Source organism: Streptomyces sp. WMMC940, from assembly GCF_027460265.1.
In the GTDB taxonomy this organism is placed as follows: Bacteria; Actinomycetota; Actinomycetes; order Streptomycetales; family Streptomycetaceae; genus Streptomyces.
Genome location: NZ_JAPZBC010000001.1, coordinates 6,745,212 through 6,764,565, shown reverse-complemented (window position 1 = coordinate 6,764,565; position 19,354 = coordinate 6,745,212). Strand labels below are relative to the sequence as shown.

Below are 19,354 nucleotides of genomic sequence, written 5' to 3'. Positions count from 1 at the left end.
GCCGGCACAGACAGCAGACAGCAGCCAACTGCTGGATCCGATCCTTCGTCTTCTTCCGGACCTCATTCGGGGAGTCGCAGCCGTGATCAGCGAGGCAAGCAGGCATTGCACGGTGGAGCTTCAGGCTCTTCCGTCGCGGATCGGTCAGGTCCGCAGAATCGTGTCGGCGCAATTGCGCTACTGGCAGCTCGATCGCTTGATCGACCAGGCGGCTCTCGGCGTCACCGAGCTCCTGACCAACGTCCACCGGCACGCACAGCCCGACAAACTGTGCACCGTGGAGATGGAGCTGCTCTTCGACCGGCTCACCGTATCGGTGCACGACCACGACCCCCGGATACCGATGCTCGGGTCCGCGGGACCGCTCGAGACCACCGGCCGTGGACTCGCGCTGATCGAGGCCGTGAGCGAGAGCTGGGGAGTGCTGCCCAAGGGCGACGCGGGCAAAGTCGTCTGGTTCACGCTCCCCACGGCACTCCCGGCCCCGTCGGCACCGGCGCCGTACGCGGTCACCGCGGTGTTCGGTGCTGCCACCACCCCCTTCCCCGTCGTCGAGGCCGAGCCGCGGGAGCGTGCCCCGGTGCGGGCGGCCGTGGCGACCTGAACCGACACCGCGGGCCGGCCCGCGGTGCAACGACCAGGCCATGCCCCGACCGGCCGTCCCGGAGTCCGGGACGGCCGGTCGGGGCGCGGGCGTCAGACGGGGCCACCCTTCACATGCGGCCCGAACCGCTCGTCCCGCGCGGCCCGTACGTCACGAACCGCTCGTCCCGCGCGCCCCGTACGTCACGCGAGTCACGCCGGAGGGACGTTCCGGTCGTCGGGCGGCCGGCGGCGGTGTGCGTACGGCCCGGGGAGTACGGGTACGCCGGGGTCAAGCGACCGGGATCAGCGTGAGGTAGGCGAGGCCCAGCACGTTCCGGTAACCACGCAGCCAGCTCGCCCGGTGACGGTCCACCCGCTCGCGGGTGCTGCAGGCGAGCGGGTGTCCCTGGTTGCGGGCGAGCCACTCCTCCACGTCGGCCAGATAGCCCGACTCGAAGTCCTCCCACTCCGATTCGCCCGCTGTCTCGATCGCCTCGACACGGAATCCGGCCGCGGTGGCGGCCTCGGCGACATCGGCCAGCAGGAGGTGGTCGTCGGCCCGGGCGTCCGGCCACATCGCGGCCAGTTCCTCCGGCGCGGGAACGCGCTGCCAGAAGCCCTCGCCGAAGAGCACGCGCCCGCCCGGGACCACCAGTGAACGCAGCGCGCGGAGCGCGGCGGTGGTCGCCGGGAGCGCCCCGGAGGCACCGGCACCGTCCGGACCGAGCAGCGCCTGGCCGGAGCCCACGCACAGCACGACGTCGGCGGGTCCGTGCGGGGTGTTGGTGGCGGACTCCTCGAGGAACCGGGCCCGCCCGAGGAGCCCGCGCTCCTCGGCGCTGCGGCGTCCGCGGGCCAGGTCGTCCCCGTTCAGGTCGATCCCCACGCCCCTGGCTCCGGGCGCCGCCTCCAGAAGCCGCAGCATCAACTCGCCCCAGCCGCAGCCGATGTCGAGCACGCCGGCCGGCTCCCGGCGGGCGAGTCGCGCGACGAGCCGGTCGGCACGCTCCTCGGACAGCGGTCCGTGGAAGGTGAGGCGGGTCAGGCGGGGCGGAAGATCTTCGTCGGCCATGCCGTGGACCGTACGGCGACCGTCCCGTGGTCGCATCCGAATTCCCTTGGGCCTCAGGCGTGTCGGCCCTGGCCGGGGCGCCCGGCGGCGGCGCTACGGCGGTCGGCCCGTGTCGAGGGCCTGGTGCCGGAGCGGAACAGCCGTCGGCACGGAGGTCCCGACACCCCTGGTCCCGGGCACCGTTGATTGCCACTGGGCCGCGGACCCTCCTGGGGCCGGTCTCCGACGGCTCGAACGTCCCGGACGCCACACCCGGCGCAGACGCGACCCTCGGCAGGCGATCGGAACCGACTCCCGGCCACGCCCGGAGTTGCCGGGCGCCGCACCGCACACCGGCCTCACGGTTCGCGGGCGCTCACGAAACGCGCTGCGCCGCCGCGCTCAGCGGATCGTCGAGCACCGGCTGCCAGGCCAGTTCCGCCGCGCCCACCAGGCTGTTGTGGTCGAGGGTGCACGGCAGGATGGGCACACCGCCGCTCCGGCCCCACAGACTGCGGTCGGCGACCACGGCCCGCAGGCGTTCCGGATCGGCGTCGAGCAGTTCGCGGTGCAGGCCGCCGAGGATGATGCGGTCGGGGTTGAGGATGTTGACGAGCCCCGCGAGCCCGAGGCCCAGCCGGTCGACGATCTCCTCGGCCGCCGCCCGCACCGTCGGATCGTCGTACTCCGTGCGCAGCAGGTCCCTGGCCTGCTGGAGCAGGGAGACCTCGGGGCCGGGGTCGCGGCCGGCCGCCGTGAGGAACGCGAGCGGGTCGGCCTCCACGTCGAGGCAGCCTCGGCTGCCGCAGTGGCAGGCGCGCCCCTCGGGGTTGACCGTGAGGTGGCCCACTTCCAGGGCCAGGCCCGAGCTGCCGGTGTGCAGTCTGCCGTCGAGGACGAGCGCTCCGCCGACGCCGCGGTGCCCGGTGGCGACGCAGAGGAGGTGCTGGGCTCCGCGGCCGGCACCGTGCCGGTGTTCGGCGAGGGCGGCGAGGTTGACGTCGTTGCCGGTGAAGGCGGGTCCCGTGATGCCGGCCGTCTGCACGCGGTCGGCGAAGATGTCACGGACCGGAGCGCCTGCCGGCCAGGCGAGATGCAGCGGATTGAGGGCGGTGCCCTCGGGCTCGGCGACGGCGGAGGGCACGGCGAGCCCGGCGCCCACGCAGCGCCGGCCGGTCTCCTCCAGCAGTTCCGCGCCCGCCTCGACGACCTCGCCGAGCACCTGCGCGGGATCGGCGGAGACCGTGACGCAGCCGGGCGCGGTCGCGACGATCGTGCCGCCGAGTCCGACCAGCGCGGCCCGGAACCCGTCGGCGTGCACCTGGGCGGCGAGGGCGACGGGGCCGTTCTCGTCCACGGCGAGACGGTGGGAGGGACGGCCCTGGGAGCCGGCGGCCGCTCCGGGCCGGGAGTCCACCCGGATGAGACCGAGCGCCTCCAGTTCCGCGGCGACCGCACCGGCCGTGGCCCTGGTGACGCCCAGCTCGGCGGTCAGCACGGCCCGGGTGGGCGCGCGGCCCGTGTGGACCAGTTCCAGTGCGGGGCCGAGGGCGCTGCGGCCTCGATCCAGCCGCGTCCGGGTGCTCGTCGCCTTGCCGTTCATGGGCGAAGTCTCCCATGATCCCGCAGACCGGGGGACGTTCCGTCGGGGCATCACCGTGCAGGCGGAGAGCGGCTCCCCGGGCGGTCCCGGACGCGGCCTCCGTCCCCCGGGCCCCCGCGCGGCCCGGCCCGGAGTACGCGGGTTCCGCGGGCGCGGGCCCGGGTCGGTCGGCGCGTTCGTGCGGGCGCGGGCCCGGGTCGGTCGGCGCGTTCGTGCGGGGGCGGCGGTGGCCCCTATCCTGATTTTGTGCCGCCACTAAACAAACCCTCCTCGTCCCGCTCTCTCACCCGGCTCCGGATCGCGCTCACCGTCTTCTTCGCCCTCGACGGCTTCCTCTTCGCGGGCTGGGTCGTCCGCATCCCCGCCATCAAGGAACAGACCGGCGCCTCGGCGAGCGACCTCGGCCTCGCCCTCCTCGGCGTGTCCGCCGGGGCCGTGGTGACGATGACGCTCACCGGGCGCCTGTGCCGGCGCTTCGGAAGCCATCCACTGACCGTCGCGGCCGCGGTCCTGCTCTCGCTCGGCATCGCGCTGCCCGCACAGACGCACTCCGCGCTCGACCTGGGCCTGGTGCTGCTGGTGTTCGGCGCCGCCTACGGCGGGATCAACGTGGCCATGAACAGCGCCGCGGTGGACCTGGTCGCGGCGCTGCGAAGGCCCGTCATGCCCGGCTTCCACGCCGCCTTCAGCCTGGGCGGCATGATCGGCGCCGGCCTCGGCGGACTGGTGGCCGCGGGCCTCTCGGCGTCCTCGCACCTGCTCCTCCTCACCGTCACCGGGCTCGCCGTCACGGCCGCGGCCGGACCGGTGCTGCTGCGCCACCCCTCTCCCGCCGTCCACGAGGGCACCGGCCGGACCGCGTCCCCCGGCGAGCACGGAGACGACCCGGTCCGGCCCTCCCGCCGCGCGCGACGGCTCGTCGTGGTCTTCGGCGTCATCGCCCTGTGCACCGCGTACGGCGAAGGAGCGCTGGCCGACTGGGGAGCGCTCCACCTGGAGCAGGATCTCGGGGCACACCCGGGGGTGGCGGCTGCCGGATACTCGGTGTTCGCCCTGGCGATGACGGCGGGACGGCTCTCCGGCACGACGCTGCTGGAGCGGCTCGGCCAGACCCGGACACTGGTCGCGGGCGGCGCGACCGCGGCCGCCGGCATGCTGCTCGGCTCTCTGGCGCCGACGGTCTGGCCGGCCCTGCTGGGCTTCGCCGTGACCGGACTCGGACTGGCGAACATCTTTCCCGTCGCGGTGGCGCGGGCGGGCACGCTCGCCGGGCCCGGCGGTGTGGCCACCGCCTCCACCCTGGGCTACGGCGGCATGCTGCTGGGGCCTCCGGCGATCGGCTTCATCGCCGACTGGTCCTCGCTGCCGGTGGCACTGACCACGGTGGCCGCGCTCGCCGCCACGGCCTCGGTGATCGGTTACGCCGTCCGCCGGGTTCCGGCCGGAACTGCCGCGGAGGAGCGGGCCGGGGACCGGCGGGCGCTCGCCGCCGCGTCGCCCGCCGGAGCGGAGCCGTGCCGGAGCGAGTCGCCCTGACGCGGAGGGACGCCGACGCGGAGGCCCCGGTACTCGTCCAGGCGGTCGCGCTCGGCCTGTCCGTACGGCTGCTGCGGGCGGAGCGACCGCTCTCGCCGCGGCCGCACGGTGCCTGACGGACACTCCCGCCGTCTCCCGGCCCACCTGCTCCGGACCGAACTCCCGGGCGGTGTCCCACTGTCGACGCACCGCCGGCAGAATGCCCGCCATGGAGACGGCCGAACTGATCGAGCACCTGGGCACGGAGGGCCGGTTGCTGGCCGGAGCCGCCGAGGCAGCGGGGCCGGACGCGGCGGTGCCGACCTGCCCGGGGTGGCACGTCAGGGACCTGCTGCGGCACACCGGCACGGTGCACCGCTGGGCGACGGCGTTCGTGACCGAGCGGTACGCGGAGTACCGCCCGGACGCGGGCGAGCCCGATCTGGACGGGACCGCGCTGCTGGAGTGGTTCGGGGAGGGACACGGTCTGCTCGTGGAGGCGCTGTCCGGGGCCCCGGCCGACCTCGACTGCTGGACCTTCCTGCCGGCGCCCTCCCCGCTGGCCTTCTGGGCGCGCCGCCAGGCCCATGAGACGGCCGTCCACCGTGTGGACGCCGAGGCCGCGCTCGGTGAACCCGGCCCCGTACCCGAGCGGCTGGCCGCCGACGGCATCGACGAACTGCTGTGCGCGTTCCACGGCCGCCGGCGGAGCCGGGTGAGGAGCGACGCACCGAAAGTCCTACGGGTGCGGGCCACGGACACCGGCGACGTGTGGACCGTACGGCTGTCGGCCGAACCACCGCGCACCGACCGCTCCTCGGAAGGGCCCGCGGACTGCGAGCTGAGCGGTCCCGCAGAACGGCTCCACCTCGTCCTGTGGAACCGGCTTCCGGTCACGGACGTGACGCTGGTCGGCGACGAGGAGCTCGCCCGGCTGTGGCGGGAGAACTCGGCGATCACCTGGGCCTGAGCGTCGCCTGGGCTCGCGCCCCTGGGCCGGCCGATACCGGCCACCGGGGACCACCGCCCCGCGTGCCCGCCCTGGCACAGCGCGCCCGAGCGGCCCCGCGCCCGGCTGCCTGGACACCTTCCGCGCCCGTCGCACCGGCGGAAACCGCGCCCCTGGGGCCCTCCGCGGGCGAGGCCGAGCGAACGCCCGGATGCCGGCGGGCCGTCCGGCCCGCCGGCATCCGGGGCAGCTCCGCCCGCCCAGCGGCTGCACCGGCGCGTGGCACCCGCGTCCCTCGTCCATGAGCACCACCCGCACCCTGCGCCGGTGCTCGCTGCACATGCCCCGGGGCACCAGGCCGTCCTCATCAAGCCGACCGTTAAGCCGGGACAACGGCGCCCTGGCTGACTCGCCGCCGCCCTGGGACACTCCCCGCATGGGGGAACGTACACAGGCACAGCGGGACGAGATGACCGTCGAGATCGGGTACGCGCTGTTCAGCGCGGCCTTCGCGGCGGCGGCGGTGTTCGGGGCGATCGCGGGACCGAAGCTGATCTTCGCCATGCCGTACGCAGTCGAGCGCGGGCTGCTCCTCGCCGCCGTGGCAGCGGCGGCGCTGGTCTTCCCGCTGCGGGTGGTGACGGTTCTGCGGCGGTTCTCCCGAGAGGCGGGCCGACGCGACTCGCCTGACCGGACCGGCCGGCCCGGTCGACCGATTCGGTCCGATCGGACCGAATCGGCCGGTGACCGCTGAGCTGCCCAGGCGGCGATCAGCCCAGCCGGACCGGCCCCGACTCATGGGCGAGGACGACGAGTCGGGGCGCGGTCCCGGGCGCCGGCTTCACCGTCGTCCGGCTGACGTGCGTCCTGACCACGAGCGGGCTGACCACGAGGCACACGGGCCCTTGATCCCCGTGGAGCGGCGTCCCCGTGCGGGCGAGCCCCCCCCACGGAGCGGTGACCCCCCGGCCACGGGCCGCCACGCCCGGGTCGCACGGCGCACGGTGATCACCGCACGGCCGGTGATCAGGGCGTGACCCGCGCCCCGTCCGTCCCGTCGTCCCCACTCGCGGCGTCCGTCGTCCCGTCCCGCGGGGCCGACGGCACGGGGCGGGAGCGGTCCATGGCCTCCAGGGCACGCCGGGCGATCCCGTGCGTCCGCACGATGCCGGCCAGCGTCGTGGCCCCTCGTGCGATGTCCGAGAACGCCTTCCAGGCCGGACGGAAACCCGTGATCGCCGCGTGCAGGATTCCCGGGCGCCGTTCGAACACCGCGAGCATCCGCCGGCCGACGCCCATCTCCACACCCAGCCCCGCCTTGATGGCGAACGCGTAGTTGAGCGCCTGGCGGCGGGCGTCGACGGCGTCGTTCGCCTCCGCGACCCGCACCGCCCACTCCCCGGCCAGCCGGCCCGAGCGCAACGCGAAGGAGATCCCCTCCCGGGTCCACGGCTCCAGCAGTCCTGCCGCGTCACCGCAGACCAGCACCCGCCCGCGCGACAGCGGCGAGTCGTCGCTGCGGCAGCGGGTCAGATGACCGGAGGAGACGGCCGGCTCGAACCCGGCCAGGCCCAGCCGGGCGATGAAGTCCTCGAGATAGCGCTTGGTGGCGGCACCCTCGCCGCGGGCCGAGATCACCCCGACCGTCAGCACGTCGCCCTTCGGGAACACCCAGCCGTAACTCCCGGGCATCGGGCCCCAGTCGATGAGCACCCGGCCCGCCCAGTCCTCCGCGACCGTGGCGGGCACGGGGATCTCGGCCTCCAGCCCCAGATCCACCTGGTCCGTCCTCACCCCGACGTGGGCTCCTATGCGGCTGGCGCTGCCGTCCGCCCCGACCACGGCGCGGGCGAGGACGGTCTCCCCGTCGGCGAGCACGACCGCGACGGTGCGGCGGTCGGGCACGGCCGGTCCGTGCTGCTCCACCCGGGACACGGTCGCACCGGTGCGCAGGACGGCGCCGGCCTTCTCCGCGTGCTGCACCAGAGCCGCGTCGAACTCCGGGCGGTTGATGAGCCCGAACAGCATCCGCCGCGAACGCCGGGTACGGGCCAGCCTGCCGTTCATCGAGAACGTGACCGCGTGCACCCGGTCCTTCAGGGGAAGTTCGAAACCGGGCGGCAGTGCGTCCCGCGAGGGACCGATGATCCCGCCGCCGCAGGTCTTGTAGCGAGGCAGCTCGGCCTTCTCCAGGAGGAGCACCCGTCTGCCGGCCACCGCGGCCGCGTAGGCCGCCGAAGCTCCCGCGGGACCCGCGCCGACCACGACGACGTCCCACACCGGCTCGTCCCGCCCGTTGACGGCATCTGCGTTCTCGCTGCTCACGATGTGCTTCTGCTCCCGATCCGACGCTCGGCCCAAGGTCTCCACGGCATCCTACGGCGCGGCCCCCGCCCGTCCCGCTGTGGGAGGATCGCCGTACCTTCGCACTACACACAACGTCGCACCCACAAGGAGCGTGCCCATGACCGCGAATCCGATCGCCGAGACCGTCGCGTCCCTGATGGCCCGCGCGAAGGCGGAGCTCGCGGAACTGGTCGCGTTCGAATCGGTGGCGGACCCGGCGGTGGCCCCCAGGAGCGAGTGCGAGGCCGCCGCGAACTGGGTCGCGGACGCGCTGCGCGCCGAGGGCTTCCAGGACGTGGCGCTGCTCGACACCCCCGACGGCTCGCAGTCCGTGTACGGCTTCCTGCCCGGCCCCGAGGGCGCTCCCACCGTCCTGCTGTACGCGCACTACGACGTGCAGCCGAAGCTCGACGAGTCGGCGTGGGTGTCGCCCCCGTTCGAGCTGACGGAGCGCGACGGCCGCTGGTACGGACGCGGCGCCGCCGACTGCAAGGGCGGCTTCATCATGCACCTGCTCGCGCTGCGCGCCCTGAAGGCGAACGGCGGGGTGCCCGTCTCCGTCAAGGTGATCGTCGAGGGCTCCGAGGAGCAGGGCACCGGCGGCCTCGAACGGTACGCCGAGGCGCATCCGGACCTGCTCGCCGCCGACACGATCGTCATCGGCGACGCCGGAAACTTCCGGGTGGGACTGCCCACCGTCACCGCGACGCTGCGCGGTATGACGATGATCCGGGTCACGATCGACACCCTGGCGGGCAATCTGCACTCCGGGCAGTTCGGCGGCGCCGCCCCCGACGCCCTGGCGGCGCTGATCCGCGTCCTGGACTCGCTCCGCGCCGAGGACGGATCGACGGTGGTCGAAGGGCTCGACGCCGACACCGCCTGGGAAGGACTCCAGTACCCGGAGGCCGACTTCCGCGCGGACGCCAACGTCCTCGACGGTGTGGACCTGATCGGCAACGGCACGGTGGCCGACCGGATCTGGGCGCGCCCGGCCGTCACGGTGATCGGCATCGACTGCTCCCCCGTCGCGGGAGCCACCCCGTCGGTACCGGCGAGCGCCCGTGCGCAGATCAGCCTGCGGGTGCCGCCCGGCCAGGACGCCGCCGAGGCGACGAAGCTGCTGTTCGCCCACATCGAGAAGCACACGCCGTGGAACGCTCGGGTGAGCATCGAGCAGGTCGGCCAGGGCCAGCCGTTCCTCGCCGATGTGCACAGCCCGGCGTACACGGCGATGGCCGACGCCATGCGGATCGCCTACCCCGGCCAGGAGATGCAGGCCGCAGGCATGGGTGGTTCGATCCCGCTGTGCAACACGCTCGCGGAGCTCTACCCGGCGGCGGAGATCCTGCTGATCGGGCTGAGCGAGCCGGACGCCCGGATCCACGCCGTCAACGAGAGCGTCTCACCGGAGGAGCTGGAGCGCCTGTCCGTGGCCGAGGCGCACTTCCTGGTGAACTACGCGCGCTCCCGGCAGGCTTGACGCGAACCACCAACGGCCCGCGGTCCACGCTCTCGGCGAAGCTCGCCGAGAGCGTGGACCCGGGCGGCCGACGGCGTCGGCCGCGTACCTTCGCCGCATGGACGTCATCGAGGTGCTGCCGCGGCTGCACATGTTCCGCTTCCGCGTCGGCCAGGCCTACCTGTGGCGCGACGGCGACGAACTCACCCTGATCGACGCCGGGGACGTGACCGCCGCGCCGGCCGTCGAGCGGGCGGTGCGCTCGCTCGGTGACGGCCCGGTGGAGCTGCGCCGGATCGTGCTGACGCACTGCCATCGGGACCACATCGGCACCGCGGGGGAACTCGCCGACCGGTTCGGAGCCGAGGTGCTGGCCCATCGGCTGGACGCTCCGGTGATCCGCGGCACCGTGCCGGTGCCCGAACCGGTGCTGCTGGACTGGGAACGCCCGCTGTACGAGCACGCCCTCACGGTCCCGGTGGCGCCGCCGGTGCGGGTGGACCGGGAGCTGGAGGACGGCGACGAGCTGGACTTCGGCGGCGGGGCCCGGGTGGTGCACGTCCCGGGCCACACCGACGGCTCGGTGGCGGTCCATCTGCCGCGCCACGGCGTCCTGTTCACCGGGGACGCGGTCGCGGGGGTCGGGCGGGTCATGCCGGGCGTCTTCAACGTGGACCGTGAACGGGCGGTGGAGTCGGTGCGGCGCCTGGCGTCCCTGGCTCCGTCCACGGTGTGCTTCGGGCACGGCGACCCGCTCACGGAGGACGCGGCCGCCGTCCTGAGCCACGCGGCCGAGGGCGCGACGTGACGCGGGACGGTACCGGCCGGCACGGCTCGGTGCCGGGCGCGAGCCCGCGCGCGTGTCACGAGCCGGGCCGCCCGGCGGACGTGCGCCGGGTGACCGCCCGGCCGACTCGACGCACCGGACGGCACCGGACGCTCGCGCCCCGTACTCGTCAGACGGGCACGCCGGCCTCCAGGTTCAGCACCGTCCCGCGTTCCCGGGCGCGCAGGGCCCAGCGCAGCCGTTCGTAGCGGACCGGGGGCAGCATCCCCGCGGCCTCCTCCTCCGACGCGAAGCGCCAGTCCCTCAGTTCGGCCCCGGGCAGGCTCACCCGCTCGGCCGCGTCGTCGCCGGTGAGCCGCCCTCCGTCGAAGAGCAGCCGGAGCCCGCCGTACCCGGGTGGCCGGGGCGGCTCCCAGTCGACGACGAGCAGACGCGGCACGGCGCCGAGCTCGATCCCTATCTCCTCGGCGACCTCCCGGATCCCCGCGCGTGCCGGGGCCTCGCCCGCCTCGACGACACCGCCGGGGAACTCCCAGCCGGGTTTGTAGGTGGGGTCGACGAGGAGCACCCGGTCCTGTTCGTCGAAGAGCAGGACTCCGGCGGCGAGGGTCTCGGCCGTGGGTTCCGCCGTCTGCACGATGTCGCTGATCCCGGCCGCGCCGGAGCGTACGGCCTCGGCGACCGTCTCCGCGGTCTCCCTCGGCGTGAGGCGCGAGTTGTCGACGGCGTGGGCGTCGGCGCTCAGCCAGCCGAGGGCGGTGCGGTAGCGCTCGATGTGGTCGTACGCGTGGTCCTCCCCCGGGCGTTCCCCCGGGGCGCACGGCTCCTCGCGGTCGGCGATCCGCGAGAGCAGGATCGTTTCGTCCGGGCAGAGGAGCACATGCCGGACCGGGATCCGGCGCGCGGCGAGGCCGCCGAAGATCTCGTCGCGGTACTCCTGGCGCAGCAGGGTCATCGGAACCACCAGCACCCCGCCGACCTCGGCGAGCAGCGCGGCCGCGGTGTCCACGACCAGCCGGCGCCAGATGGGCAGGTCCTGGTGGTCCGTCACTTCGGCGAGTCGTTTCTGCGGCAGCAGTGCCCGCATCGCCCCGCCGATCACCTCGGGGTCGTACAACGTGCTGTTCGGGATCAGATCGATCAGCTCGCGAGCAGTGGTCGTCTTGCCCGCGCTGAGCGCACCGTTGATCCAGACGATCACGGTTCCCCCTCCTCCGTAGCCCCCTGTGGACTGCCCGCAACACCCTGCCACGGAAACGTCACTCGGATGCGTCGCGCCGGCCGCGCGGGCCCGGGCCGTAACACATCCGGACGGAGCTTCGTTGTGGATCACGGACGAGCAAGGGGGTGCGGGATGCGCCGAACGGTGCTGGAGACGTTTCCCGCCGGTGGCCCGCGAGGGAGCCGGCCTGCAGAGGAGTTCGCGCGGGCGCGGCGGGACGAGGGCGTCCCGGCGGAGGTGGTGATGGACCTGGACACGGACGCGTTCCTCGTCGTGATCCCGCAGCAGGGGGCCGAGTCCCGCTGAGCCCGTCGCCCCCGATCACAGGGCCCAGTACGGCCCCGAGACGACACGGTGGAGCAGCCGTACCGACGATCCGTCCGGCGTGGTCGCCCGGACCTCGAACCGCAGATGACGATCCCTGGGCACGTCCGCGGTGCACTGGAACTGGTGGCCGCCGGGCCCCTTTCCGGTGACGGCGAGGTACGGGGACGGGTTTCGGCCCGCCGTGTCGGTCAGATAGAAACGGCCCTCTATCCGCGCCTCCTTGTGGGTGTTGTCGGCGAACAGCAGGTGGACCAGGGTCGAGTGACGCCGGGGCCCCGCGTGCAGGACCGCGTCCGTGAAGGCCAGGCCCGTCCAGACACCGGAACGGAGCGTGACGTCCACGGCATTGGACTCATTCAGCATGGACGGCATGTCGGGGTCCTCCTGGGGCGGGCTCTGTCCGGTCGCGCGGGCGACGATTCCGGGGAAGACGACGTTCTTGAACTGGCGCACCCGGGCGTCCCCCGGGCAGGCGGTGCCGGACACCGCCCAGGCGGAGTGCAGACGGTGGTAGCCGTAACCGGGGTCGTCGTGGCTGCGGCAGGTGCGCAGCGGGATGCCGTGCCGCTGGTGCAGCCACACCCCGAGCCGGACCAGCTGCTCGACCTGGGCATCGGTCCACGGGTCCGACGACTTGGTGTTCGACGCGGTCTCGATGCTGACGGCGCCGGTTCCGTCAGGGCGCCGGTTCGCGCCGGCGTTGGCGTCGGCGCGGGTCTCGGTGCCGATGTACTGGCCCAGGTCACCCTCGTATCCGAGACCGAAATGGGACTCGAGGTTGGTGGACTTCCAGTACTCGTAGAGCCGTTGAGCGGTCCACGGCGCGGCGATGCTGTGCAGGATGAACTGGGTGGGCCGGATGGCCGGCTGACCGTCCGACTCGGGCTGTAGCTCGTACTTGGTGGCACCTGGGTACCAGGCCATGTGCGCACCCCCTTCTGTCGTGCCCATGACCCTGATGCCGCAGGTCGGGGTCCGGGAAACTCCCGCGCGGGCATTTCGGCGCGGCGCTGAGGCGGAATCCGCGCTTTGGCGGCGCCCGCTGCTCCACCACGTACCGCGGCGACCGTGCGTCCCCCGTCCACGCCCACGCGTGAGCGCGGGAGGCACGTCACGATGCGTCACCTTCACATCCGCACGAAACGCCGAAGGACGCCGGCACGGTGATCGCCGCTCCGCCGGCCAGGGCGTCGGCGGACGCGCGGCTCCGGCCGCCGACCGGCCTTCCCCCGGAGGGCGGCCGAACACCGGCCGGCGGGTCACTCCGCCGGCGGACGCCGCTCCCGGGCCTGCGCGATGCCCGTCCTCGCCACGCCCGGCGAGCGCCCGACACGCCGATGATCGCGTTCCCTCGGTCGGAGCAGCAGGCGACGCCTTATGGGTCTATTCAGGGAGCTATCCGGTGATTTGCATGCTTATCGTCGGCGTGTTGACGCCTCATCGGATGGGGGCGTCCGAAGAGAGCTCGGAGATCTTATGCGTGCAGCAGTAATCGCTCTTGCCCTCGCGGCCTCGATCGCCACGGCCGCGCCGGCGACCGCCGCCGACATGGACGACGGAGGCAACGAGAACGGCGGCGGCGGCAACAGTCTGACCGTTACCGGTCTGACCAGCGACCAGAGGCTCGTGCAGTTCCGTGCCAACCGTCCGCAGGACGTCACGGAGATCGGCGCGGTCACCGGACTGCAGGAGGACACGACGCTGGTCGGCATCGACTACCGGGTGCAGGACGGCCGGCTGTACGGCGTCGGCAACGCCGGCGGCGTGTACACCATCAATGCGCAGACCGCAGTGGCCACCCTGCTCCACCGGCTCGAGTTCTTGCTGGAGGGTGAACAGTTCGGCGTGGACTTCAGCGCTGCCGCCAACCGGCTGCGGATCATCAGCAACACCGGTCAGAACCTCCGTCACAACGTCGAGGACGGCAACACCGAGGAGGACACCGACCTCACGGTCCTCGGGGTGACCGGCGCGGCTTACACCAACAACGACATGGCTCCGGCCACCGACACCACACTGTTCGTCATCGACACGAACGGCGACCAGGTCGGCGTCGTGTCCCCGCCGAACACCGGCGTCCTCGAGTCCACCGGTGATCTGGGGGTGAACGCCGGCCTTCCGGCCGGATTCGACATCTACTCCTCGACCAAGGCCACGAACCAGGGCTTCGCCTCGCTCCAGACCAACGGCGGCACCACCGGCTTCTACCGGGTCAACCTGCTGACCGGTGAGGCCACGAGGGTCGGCCAGGCCTTCCCGGTGCAGGTGGTCGACATCGCGGTGCCCCTGACCCAGAACCAGGACAACGACAACGACAACGACAACGACGACAACGGCAAGCCGGGCAACGGCAACTGATCCGGCGCGACCCGGGCGCATGACGCAGGTGCTGTGCCGGAGCGTTCCTCCGGCACAGCACCGCGGCATGCCCGCCGGACCGGCGGGTCACCGGATGACGCAGGCCCGGCACCGGGCACCGCCCCGCCGCATCGCCGCGGCCCCACCGGCTCCCGACGCCACCTCGCCGTCGCTGGGCGGTGGTTCGTACCCGGCGGTGGTGGCTTCCGGCCGTGGTGGTGCGCCGCCGCCGGAACGTGGTGGGCCCGGGCCGCGGTGCCTCAGGAGCGGGGCGCCCGACCCCCGGCCGCGGAGCGCGGTTCGGCGCCGTGACGGAGTCCGCCCGCCGGCGCTCGGCCTCCGTCGGCGCGCCGGGTCGGCGTCGCCCAGGGCCCGGTCCTCAGCCCGCCGCCGTCGCCGCCGCCTGGCCGCGCGGGCCGGGCGAGACCGCGGCGGCAGCGCCGAGGAGACCCGCGTCGGTGCCCGTCAGGGCCGGCGCCACGACGAGGTCCCGGACGAAGGAGAGCGTGGCGTAGTCGCGCAGCGCGCGGCGCAGGGGGGTGAAGAGGATCTCTCCCGCGCCCGCCACTCCCCCGCCGACCACGGCGATACCGATCTCGACGAGTGTGGCGGTGGCGGCGATTCCGGCGGCCAGGGCCTGTGCGGCGCGCTCGAAGGAGGCGATCGCGACCGGATCGCCCGCGGCGGCGGCCACGGCGACGGCGGCCGCCGAGGAGTCCCCGTCAGGGCCGGGGCGCCAGCCGCCCTCAAGGGCCCGGCGGGCGATGTTCGGGCCGCTCGCGATTCCCTCCACACAGCCGCGCGCCCCGCACGGACAGAGGTCGCCGTCGAGGTCCACGCTGATGTGGCCGATGTGACCGGCGTTCCCGGTCGGCCCCGGGTGCAGCCTGCCGCCGAGCACGAGCCCGCCGCCGACGCCGGTGGAGACCACCATGCACAGGGCGTTGTCGTATCCGCGGGCCGCACCCTGCCAGTGCTCGGCCGCGGTCATGGCGACGCCGTCCCCGACCAGTTCCACCGGCAGCCCACCGGTGGCCGCCCGCACCCGGTCCACCAGTGGAAACCCTCGCCAGCCGGGGACGTTGACCGGACTGACCGTGCCCGCTGACGTGTTCACCGGACCCGCGCTGCCGACGCCCACCGCGGTGACGTGCAGCCAGCACGGCGAGGCACAGAGCTCGCCGAGTACCGACGCGACCGCGCGCATCACCGTCTCGCCGTCCTCGCGCGCCGGCGTCGGCCGCTGCGCCCGTACGAGGATCCGGCCGCTGCCGTCCACCAGTGCGCCGGCGATCTTGGTACCGCCGATGTCGAGCGCGGCGACGAGGTCGTTATGCATCGGTGTGCGATTCTCCCCGGGGACGGTCCAGCTGCTTCTCCGACCAGTCTCCATTCCCCTGACAACGTTGTCCAGGGCCTATGCTCGACGCCACACCCTCGCACAGCCCCGAACCGGGCGCACGCGGTATCCGCCAGGTGCCCGGACGGGCACTCCCGACGACGACAGGACAGCGCATCGTGGCCGAGTTCGCCCGCCGCACCGACACCCGTTACGGCAACCGGCCCACCATGAAGGACGTGGCCGCGCGTGCCGGAGTCGGGCTGAAGACGGTCTCGCGCGTGGTGAACGGCGAGCCGGGCGTCACCCCGGACACCGAACGCCGGGTGCAGGAGGCCATCGAGGCACTGGGATTCCGTCGCAACGACAGCGCGCGCGTGCTGCGCAAGGGCCGTACCGCCTCGATCGGGCTGGTGCTGGAGGATCTGGCCGACCCCTTCTACGGGCCGCTGAGCCGGGCCGTGGAGGAGGTGGCCCGGGCGCACGGGGCCCTGCTGATCAACGGTTCCAGCGCGGAGGACCCCGACCGGGAACAGGAGTTGGTGCTCGCGCTGTGCGCCCGCCGGGTGGACGGACTGATCGTCATCCCCGCGGGCCACGACCACCGCTACCTGGAGCCCGAGATCAAGGCGGGCGTGGCGACGGTGTTCGTGGACCGGCCCGCCGGCCGGATCGACGCGGACGTCGTGCTCTCCGACAGCTTCGGCGGCGCCCGCGAGGGCGTCGCGCATCTGATCGCGCACGGGCACCGGAGGATCGGGTTCATCGGCGACCAGCCGCGCATCCACACCGCGGTGGAACGGCTGCGCGGTTACCGGGCGGCGATGGAGGACGCCGGGCTGCCGGTGGACGAACGCTGGGTGTCCCTCGGCTCGACGGATCCCTCGCGGGTGACGGCGGCGACGGAGGAGATGCTCTCCGGTCCCGAGCCGGTCACCGCCCTGTTCGCGGGCAACAACCGGGTGACGGTGACGGCGGTGCGGCTGCTGGCGGGCCGCCGGGCCCCGGTCGCCCTCGTCGGGTTCGACGACATCGAACTCGCCGACCTGCTGGGCATCACGGTGATCGCCCAGGACGCCGCCGCGCTCGGCCGTACCGCCGCCGAGCGGCTGTTCCGCCGGCTGGACGGGGTCTCGGAGGCACCGGCGCGCGTGCAGCTGACGACCCGGCTGCTGGCCCGGGGCTCGGGCGAGGTGCCACCGCCCGGCGCCTGACGGCCCGTCCGTCCGACGGGGCCCCGCCGACCCTTGCGGGAGCCGGTCGCGGTCGGCGCGGCGGGACTCCTGCGGCCGAACGTCCTGGTGGGCGGCGGTGGCCGTTCCGGCGGCGGCTACTGCGCGGTGGCCGTCAGATCGCCGCGGCGCGGCCGGGCGAAGGCGTCGAGCTCGGACCGGGTGAGGCCGGTGAGACGCGCGACCTCGGCGTCGTCGAGGGCACCGCAGTCCAGGCCCCGCAGCAGATGGCCGCTGAGCGCCTTGGCGGTGGCGGGCTCGTCCATGATGTCGCCCTCGGTCCGGGCGACGTACGCGGCGAGGCGTGCGGCCGCAGCCTCCAGGCCCTCGCGGTAGAACGCGAACACGGCGGCGTAGCGGGTCGGGAGGTGGCCGGGGTGCATGTCCCACCCCTGGTAGTACGCGCGGGCCAGCGCGCGCCGCGTCAGCCCGTAGTGGAGCCGCCAGGCCTCGTGCACGTGGTCGGTGCCGCCGACCGGCAGCACGTTGGTGGAGCCGTCCGAGACCCGGACGCCGGTGCCGGCGGCGGCGACCTGCATGATCGCCTTGGCGTGGTCGGCGGCGGGATGGTCGCTCGCCTGGTGGGCCGCGCTGACGCCGAGACAGGCGCTGTAGTCGAACGTGCCGTAGTGGAGCCCGGTGGCTCGGCCCTCGGCGGCGTCGATCATCCGGGCGACGGTCGCGGTGCCGTCGGCGGCGAGGATGGCCTGACTGGTCTCGATCTGGATCTCGAACCCGATGCGGCCCGCGTCGAGGCCGTGGGCCTTCTCGAAGGCCTCGAGGAGCCGGACGAAGGCCGTGACCTGCTCCGCGTAGGTCACCTTCGGGAGGGTGAGGACGAGTCCGCCGGGCAGCCCGCCGTGCTCCATCAGTCCGGTCAGGAACACGTCGGTGGTGCGGATCCCGCGGTCGCGTACGGCGGCCTCCATGCACTTCATGCGGATGCCCGTGTACGGCGCCGAAGCACCACGGGCGTACGCCTCGGAGACCAGCCGGGCGGCGCGGGCGGCGTCGGCGTCCTCGTCGCGTCCGTGGTAGCCGTCCTCGAAGTCGACCCGCAGATCCTCCACGGGCTCGCGCTCCAGCTTCGCCCGTACCCGGTTGTACACGGGCTCCGCGAGGTCGTCGGGGAGCCCGAGCACCCGCGCGAGGGTCACGGCGTCCGGCGCGTGCTCGTCCAGCGCGGCGAGCGCCTGGTCGCCCCAGGAGCGAATGGTCCCGGCGTCGTAGGCGTCGCCGGGTACGTAGACGGTGTGGACGGGCTGGCGGGTGCCGGGGTCTCCCGGGTACCGGCGGGCGAGTTCGGCGTCCACCGGCGCGAGGGAGGTGCTGATCTCCTCGCCGACCGCGCCGGCGAGGCTCGTCGACACCTTCTCCTGCTGGCCCATCTCGGCACCCTCCCACACTCACGTCATTCCGCTTGACGGAATCAGCAATCCGTATGGTGAAGCTATCGGGGTGACTGACCTGCGTCAATGGTCTCCCGGAACGCCGCGGGGCCGCGCGGTGGCTTCACCGTGCGGCCCCGGACGGGCGTGCTGTCCCGACTCAGCCCTTGCGGGCCTTGACCTCGTCGGTCAGCTGGGGGACGACCTCGAACAGGTCGCCGACCACGCCGTAGTCGACCAGGTCGAAGATCGGGGCCTCGGGGTCCTTGTTGACCGCCACGATCGTCTTCGAGGTCTGCATACCGGCCCGGTGCTGGATCGCGCCGGAGATTCCGGAGGCGATGTACAGCTGCGGGGAGACGCTCTTGCCGGTCTGGCCGACCTGGTTGGAGTGCGGGTACCAGCCGGCGTCCACGGCGGCGCGCGAGGCGCCGACGGCCGCGCCGAGCGAGTCGGCGAGCGCCTCGATCACCGAGAAGTTCTCGGCGCCGTTGACGCCGCGGCCGCCGGAGACCACGATCGCGGCCTCGGTCAGCTCGGGGCGACCGGTCGACTCGCGCGGGGTACGGGAGACGACCTTGGTGCCGGTCGCCTTGTCACCGAAGGTGACGTTCAGCCCCTCGACGGCGCCGGCGGCCGGGGCGGCCTCCACGGGGGCCGAGTTCGGCTTCACCGTGATGACCGGGGTGCCCTTGGAAACGCGGGACTTGGTGGTGAAGGCGGCGGCGAACGCGGACTGCGTGGCGACCGGACCCTCGTCGCCGGCCTCCAGGTCGACCGCGTCGGTGATGATGCCGGAGCCGATGCGGACCGCGAGACGGGCCGCGATCTCCTTGCCCTCGGCGGAGGACGGCACCAGCACCGCGGCCAGGGAGCCGCCGGCGGACACCGCCTCGTACGCGGCCTGCAGCGCGTCCACCTTCGGCACGACCAGGTAGTCGGCGAACTCGGGCGCGTCGGCGGTGAGGACCTTCACCGCGCCGTGCTCGGCAAGGGCGGGGGCGGTGGCCTCGGCACCGGAGCCGAGCGCGACGGCGACGGGCTCGCCGATGCGGCGGGCCAGCGTCAGCAGCTCCAGGGTGGGCTTGCGGACGGCGCCGTCCACGTGGTCGACGTAGACGAGAACTTCAGCCATGGGACTTCTTCTCTCCTGCTTGCGAAGTGTGCGGGGCGGTTGGGGTGATGACCGA

At 73.7% G+C, this 19,354-nt stretch carries 18 protein-coding genes; 10 read left to right on the top strand and 8 right to left on the bottom strand.

Annotated elements, in window-relative coordinates:
- The first annotated feature begins 82 nt into the window (after window positions 1-82).
- Window positions 83-604 (top strand): ATP-binding protein, encoded by a 522-nt coding sequence (locus O7595_RS29915; RefSeq protein WP_269731688.1) that lies wholly within the window; start codon window positions 83-85, stop codon window positions 602-604.
- 270 nt (window positions 605-874) lie between these two features.
- Here the strand turns inward: O7595_RS29915 and O7595_RS29910 are convergent, their stop codons facing one another.
- Complete coding sequence (locus tag O7595_RS29910; protein ID WP_269731687.1) at window positions 875-1,693, bottom strand: SAM-dependent methyltransferase; 819 nt, start codon at window positions 1,691-1,693, stop codon at window positions 875-877.
- A gap of 319 nt (window positions 1,694-2,012) precedes the next feature.
- Window positions 2,013-3,239, bottom strand: a complete 1,227-nt coding sequence (locus O7595_RS29905) for an ROK family protein (protein WP_269731686.1) — start codon at window positions 3,237-3,239, stop codon at window positions 2,013-2,015.
- A 246-nt stretch (window positions 3,240-3,485) separates the two neighbouring features.
- Between O7595_RS29905 and O7595_RS29900 the strand changes: the two genes are divergently transcribed.
- The 4 genes from O7595_RS29900 (at window position 3,486) to O7595_RS29885 (ending at window position 6,457) form a co-directional block, all read left to right on the top strand.
- Window positions 3,486-4,775 (top strand): MFS transporter, encoded by a 1,290-nt coding sequence (locus tag O7595_RS29900; RefSeq protein WP_269731685.1) that lies wholly within the window; start codon window positions 3,486-3,488, stop codon window positions 4,773-4,775.
- Window positions 4,754-4,891 (top strand): hypothetical protein, encoded by a 138-nt coding sequence (locus O7595_RS29895; protein ID WP_269731684.1) that lies wholly within the window; start codon window positions 4,754-4,756, stop codon window positions 4,889-4,891. Before O7595_RS29900 ends, O7595_RS29895 begins: the two co-directional genes overlap by 22 nt.
- Window positions 4,892-4,983: 92 nt before the next feature.
- On the top strand, window positions 4,984-5,724 hold the full coding sequence (locus O7595_RS29890; protein WP_269731683.1) for a maleylpyruvate isomerase family mycothiol-dependent enzyme: 741 nt from the start codon (window positions 4,984-4,986) through the stop codon (window positions 5,722-5,724).
- A gap of 415 nt (window positions 5,725-6,139) precedes the next feature.
- Complete coding sequence (locus O7595_RS29885; protein WP_269731682.1) at window positions 6,140-6,457, top strand: DUF6332 family protein; 318 nt, start codon at window positions 6,140-6,142, stop codon at window positions 6,455-6,457.
- Window positions 6,458-6,729: 272 nt separating this feature from the next.
- Here O7595_RS29885 and O7595_RS29875 read toward each other — a convergent pair whose 3' ends face one another.
- Window positions 6,730-8,028, bottom strand: coding sequence for a geranylgeranyl reductase family protein (locus tag O7595_RS29875; protein ID WP_269731681.1), 1,299 nt, complete (start codon window positions 8,026-8,028; stop codon window positions 6,730-6,732).
- Window positions 8,029-8,167: 139 nt separating this feature from the next.
- Between O7595_RS29875 and O7595_RS29870 the strand changes: the two genes are divergently transcribed.
- Together O7595_RS29870 and O7595_RS29865 are read left to right on the top strand one after the other, a co-directional pair.
- Window positions 8,168-9,532 (top strand): dipeptidase, encoded by a 1,365-nt coding sequence (locus O7595_RS29870; protein ID WP_269731679.1) that lies wholly within the window; start codon window positions 8,168-8,170, stop codon window positions 9,530-9,532.
- 97 nt (window positions 9,533-9,629) lie between these two features.
- Window positions 9,630-10,319, top strand: a complete 690-nt coding sequence (locus O7595_RS29865; RefSeq protein WP_269731678.1) for an MBL fold metallo-hydrolase — start codon at window positions 9,630-9,632, stop codon at window positions 10,317-10,319.
- A 148-nt stretch (window positions 10,320-10,467) separates the two neighbouring features.
- Here the strand turns inward: O7595_RS29865 and O7595_RS29860 are convergent, their stop codons facing one another.
- The gene (locus tag O7595_RS29860) at window positions 10,468-11,499 is read right to left on the bottom strand and encodes an NUDIX hydrolase (RefSeq protein ID WP_269731677.1); all 1,032 of its coding nucleotides are present in this window, start codon (window positions 11,497-11,499) and stop codon (window positions 10,468-10,470) included.
- 153 nt (window positions 11,500-11,652) lie between these two features.
- Between O7595_RS29860 and O7595_RS29855 the strand changes: the two genes are divergently transcribed.
- Window positions 11,653-11,826, top strand: coding sequence for a hypothetical protein (locus O7595_RS29855; RefSeq protein WP_269731676.1), 174 nt, complete (start codon window positions 11,653-11,655; stop codon window positions 11,824-11,826).
- Window positions 11,827-11,841: 15 nt separating this feature from the next.
- Here the strand turns inward: O7595_RS29855 and O7595_RS29850 are convergent, their stop codons facing one another.
- Window positions 11,842-12,771, bottom strand: coding sequence for a peptidoglycan recognition protein family protein (locus O7595_RS29850; protein ID WP_269731675.1), 930 nt, complete (start codon window positions 12,769-12,771; stop codon window positions 11,842-11,844).
- A 552-nt stretch (window positions 12,772-13,323) separates the two neighbouring features.
- Between O7595_RS29850 and O7595_RS29845 the strand changes: the two genes are divergently transcribed.
- Window positions 13,324-14,205: a DUF4394 domain-containing protein gene (locus tag O7595_RS29845; RefSeq protein ID WP_269731674.1), complete on the top strand. Its 882-nt coding sequence runs from the start codon at window positions 13,324-13,326 to the stop codon at window positions 14,203-14,205.
- Between the two features lie 379 nt (window positions 14,206-14,584).
- Here the strand turns inward: O7595_RS29845 and O7595_RS29840 are convergent, their stop codons facing one another.
- Entirely contained in the window at window positions 14,585-15,544 is a 960-nt protein-coding gene (locus O7595_RS29840) for an ROK family protein (RefSeq protein ID WP_269731673.1), read from the bottom strand.
- A 230-nt stretch (window positions 15,545-15,774) separates the two neighbouring features.
- Here O7595_RS29840 and O7595_RS29835 point away from each other — a divergent pair, with 230 nt between their 5' ends.
- Window positions 15,775-16,758: a LacI family DNA-binding transcriptional regulator gene (locus tag O7595_RS29835; RefSeq protein ID WP_269732680.1), complete on the top strand. Its 984-nt coding sequence runs from the start codon at window positions 15,775-15,777 to the stop codon at window positions 16,756-16,758.
- A gap of 116 nt (window positions 16,759-16,874) precedes the next feature.
- On the opposite strand, the gene O7595_RS29830 is transcribed toward O7595_RS29835, so the two are convergent.
- Window positions 16,875-18,164: a DUF6986 family protein gene (locus O7595_RS29830; RefSeq protein WP_269731672.1), complete on the bottom strand. Its 1,290-nt coding sequence runs from the start codon at window positions 18,162-18,164 to the stop codon at window positions 16,875-16,877.
- Window positions 18,165-18,324: 160 nt separating this feature from the next.
- Entirely contained in the window at window positions 18,325-19,299 is a 975-nt protein-coding gene (locus tag O7595_RS29825; RefSeq protein WP_269731671.1) for an electron transfer flavoprotein subunit alpha/FixB family protein, read from the bottom strand.
- Window positions 19,300-19,354: the final 55 nt, after the last annotated feature.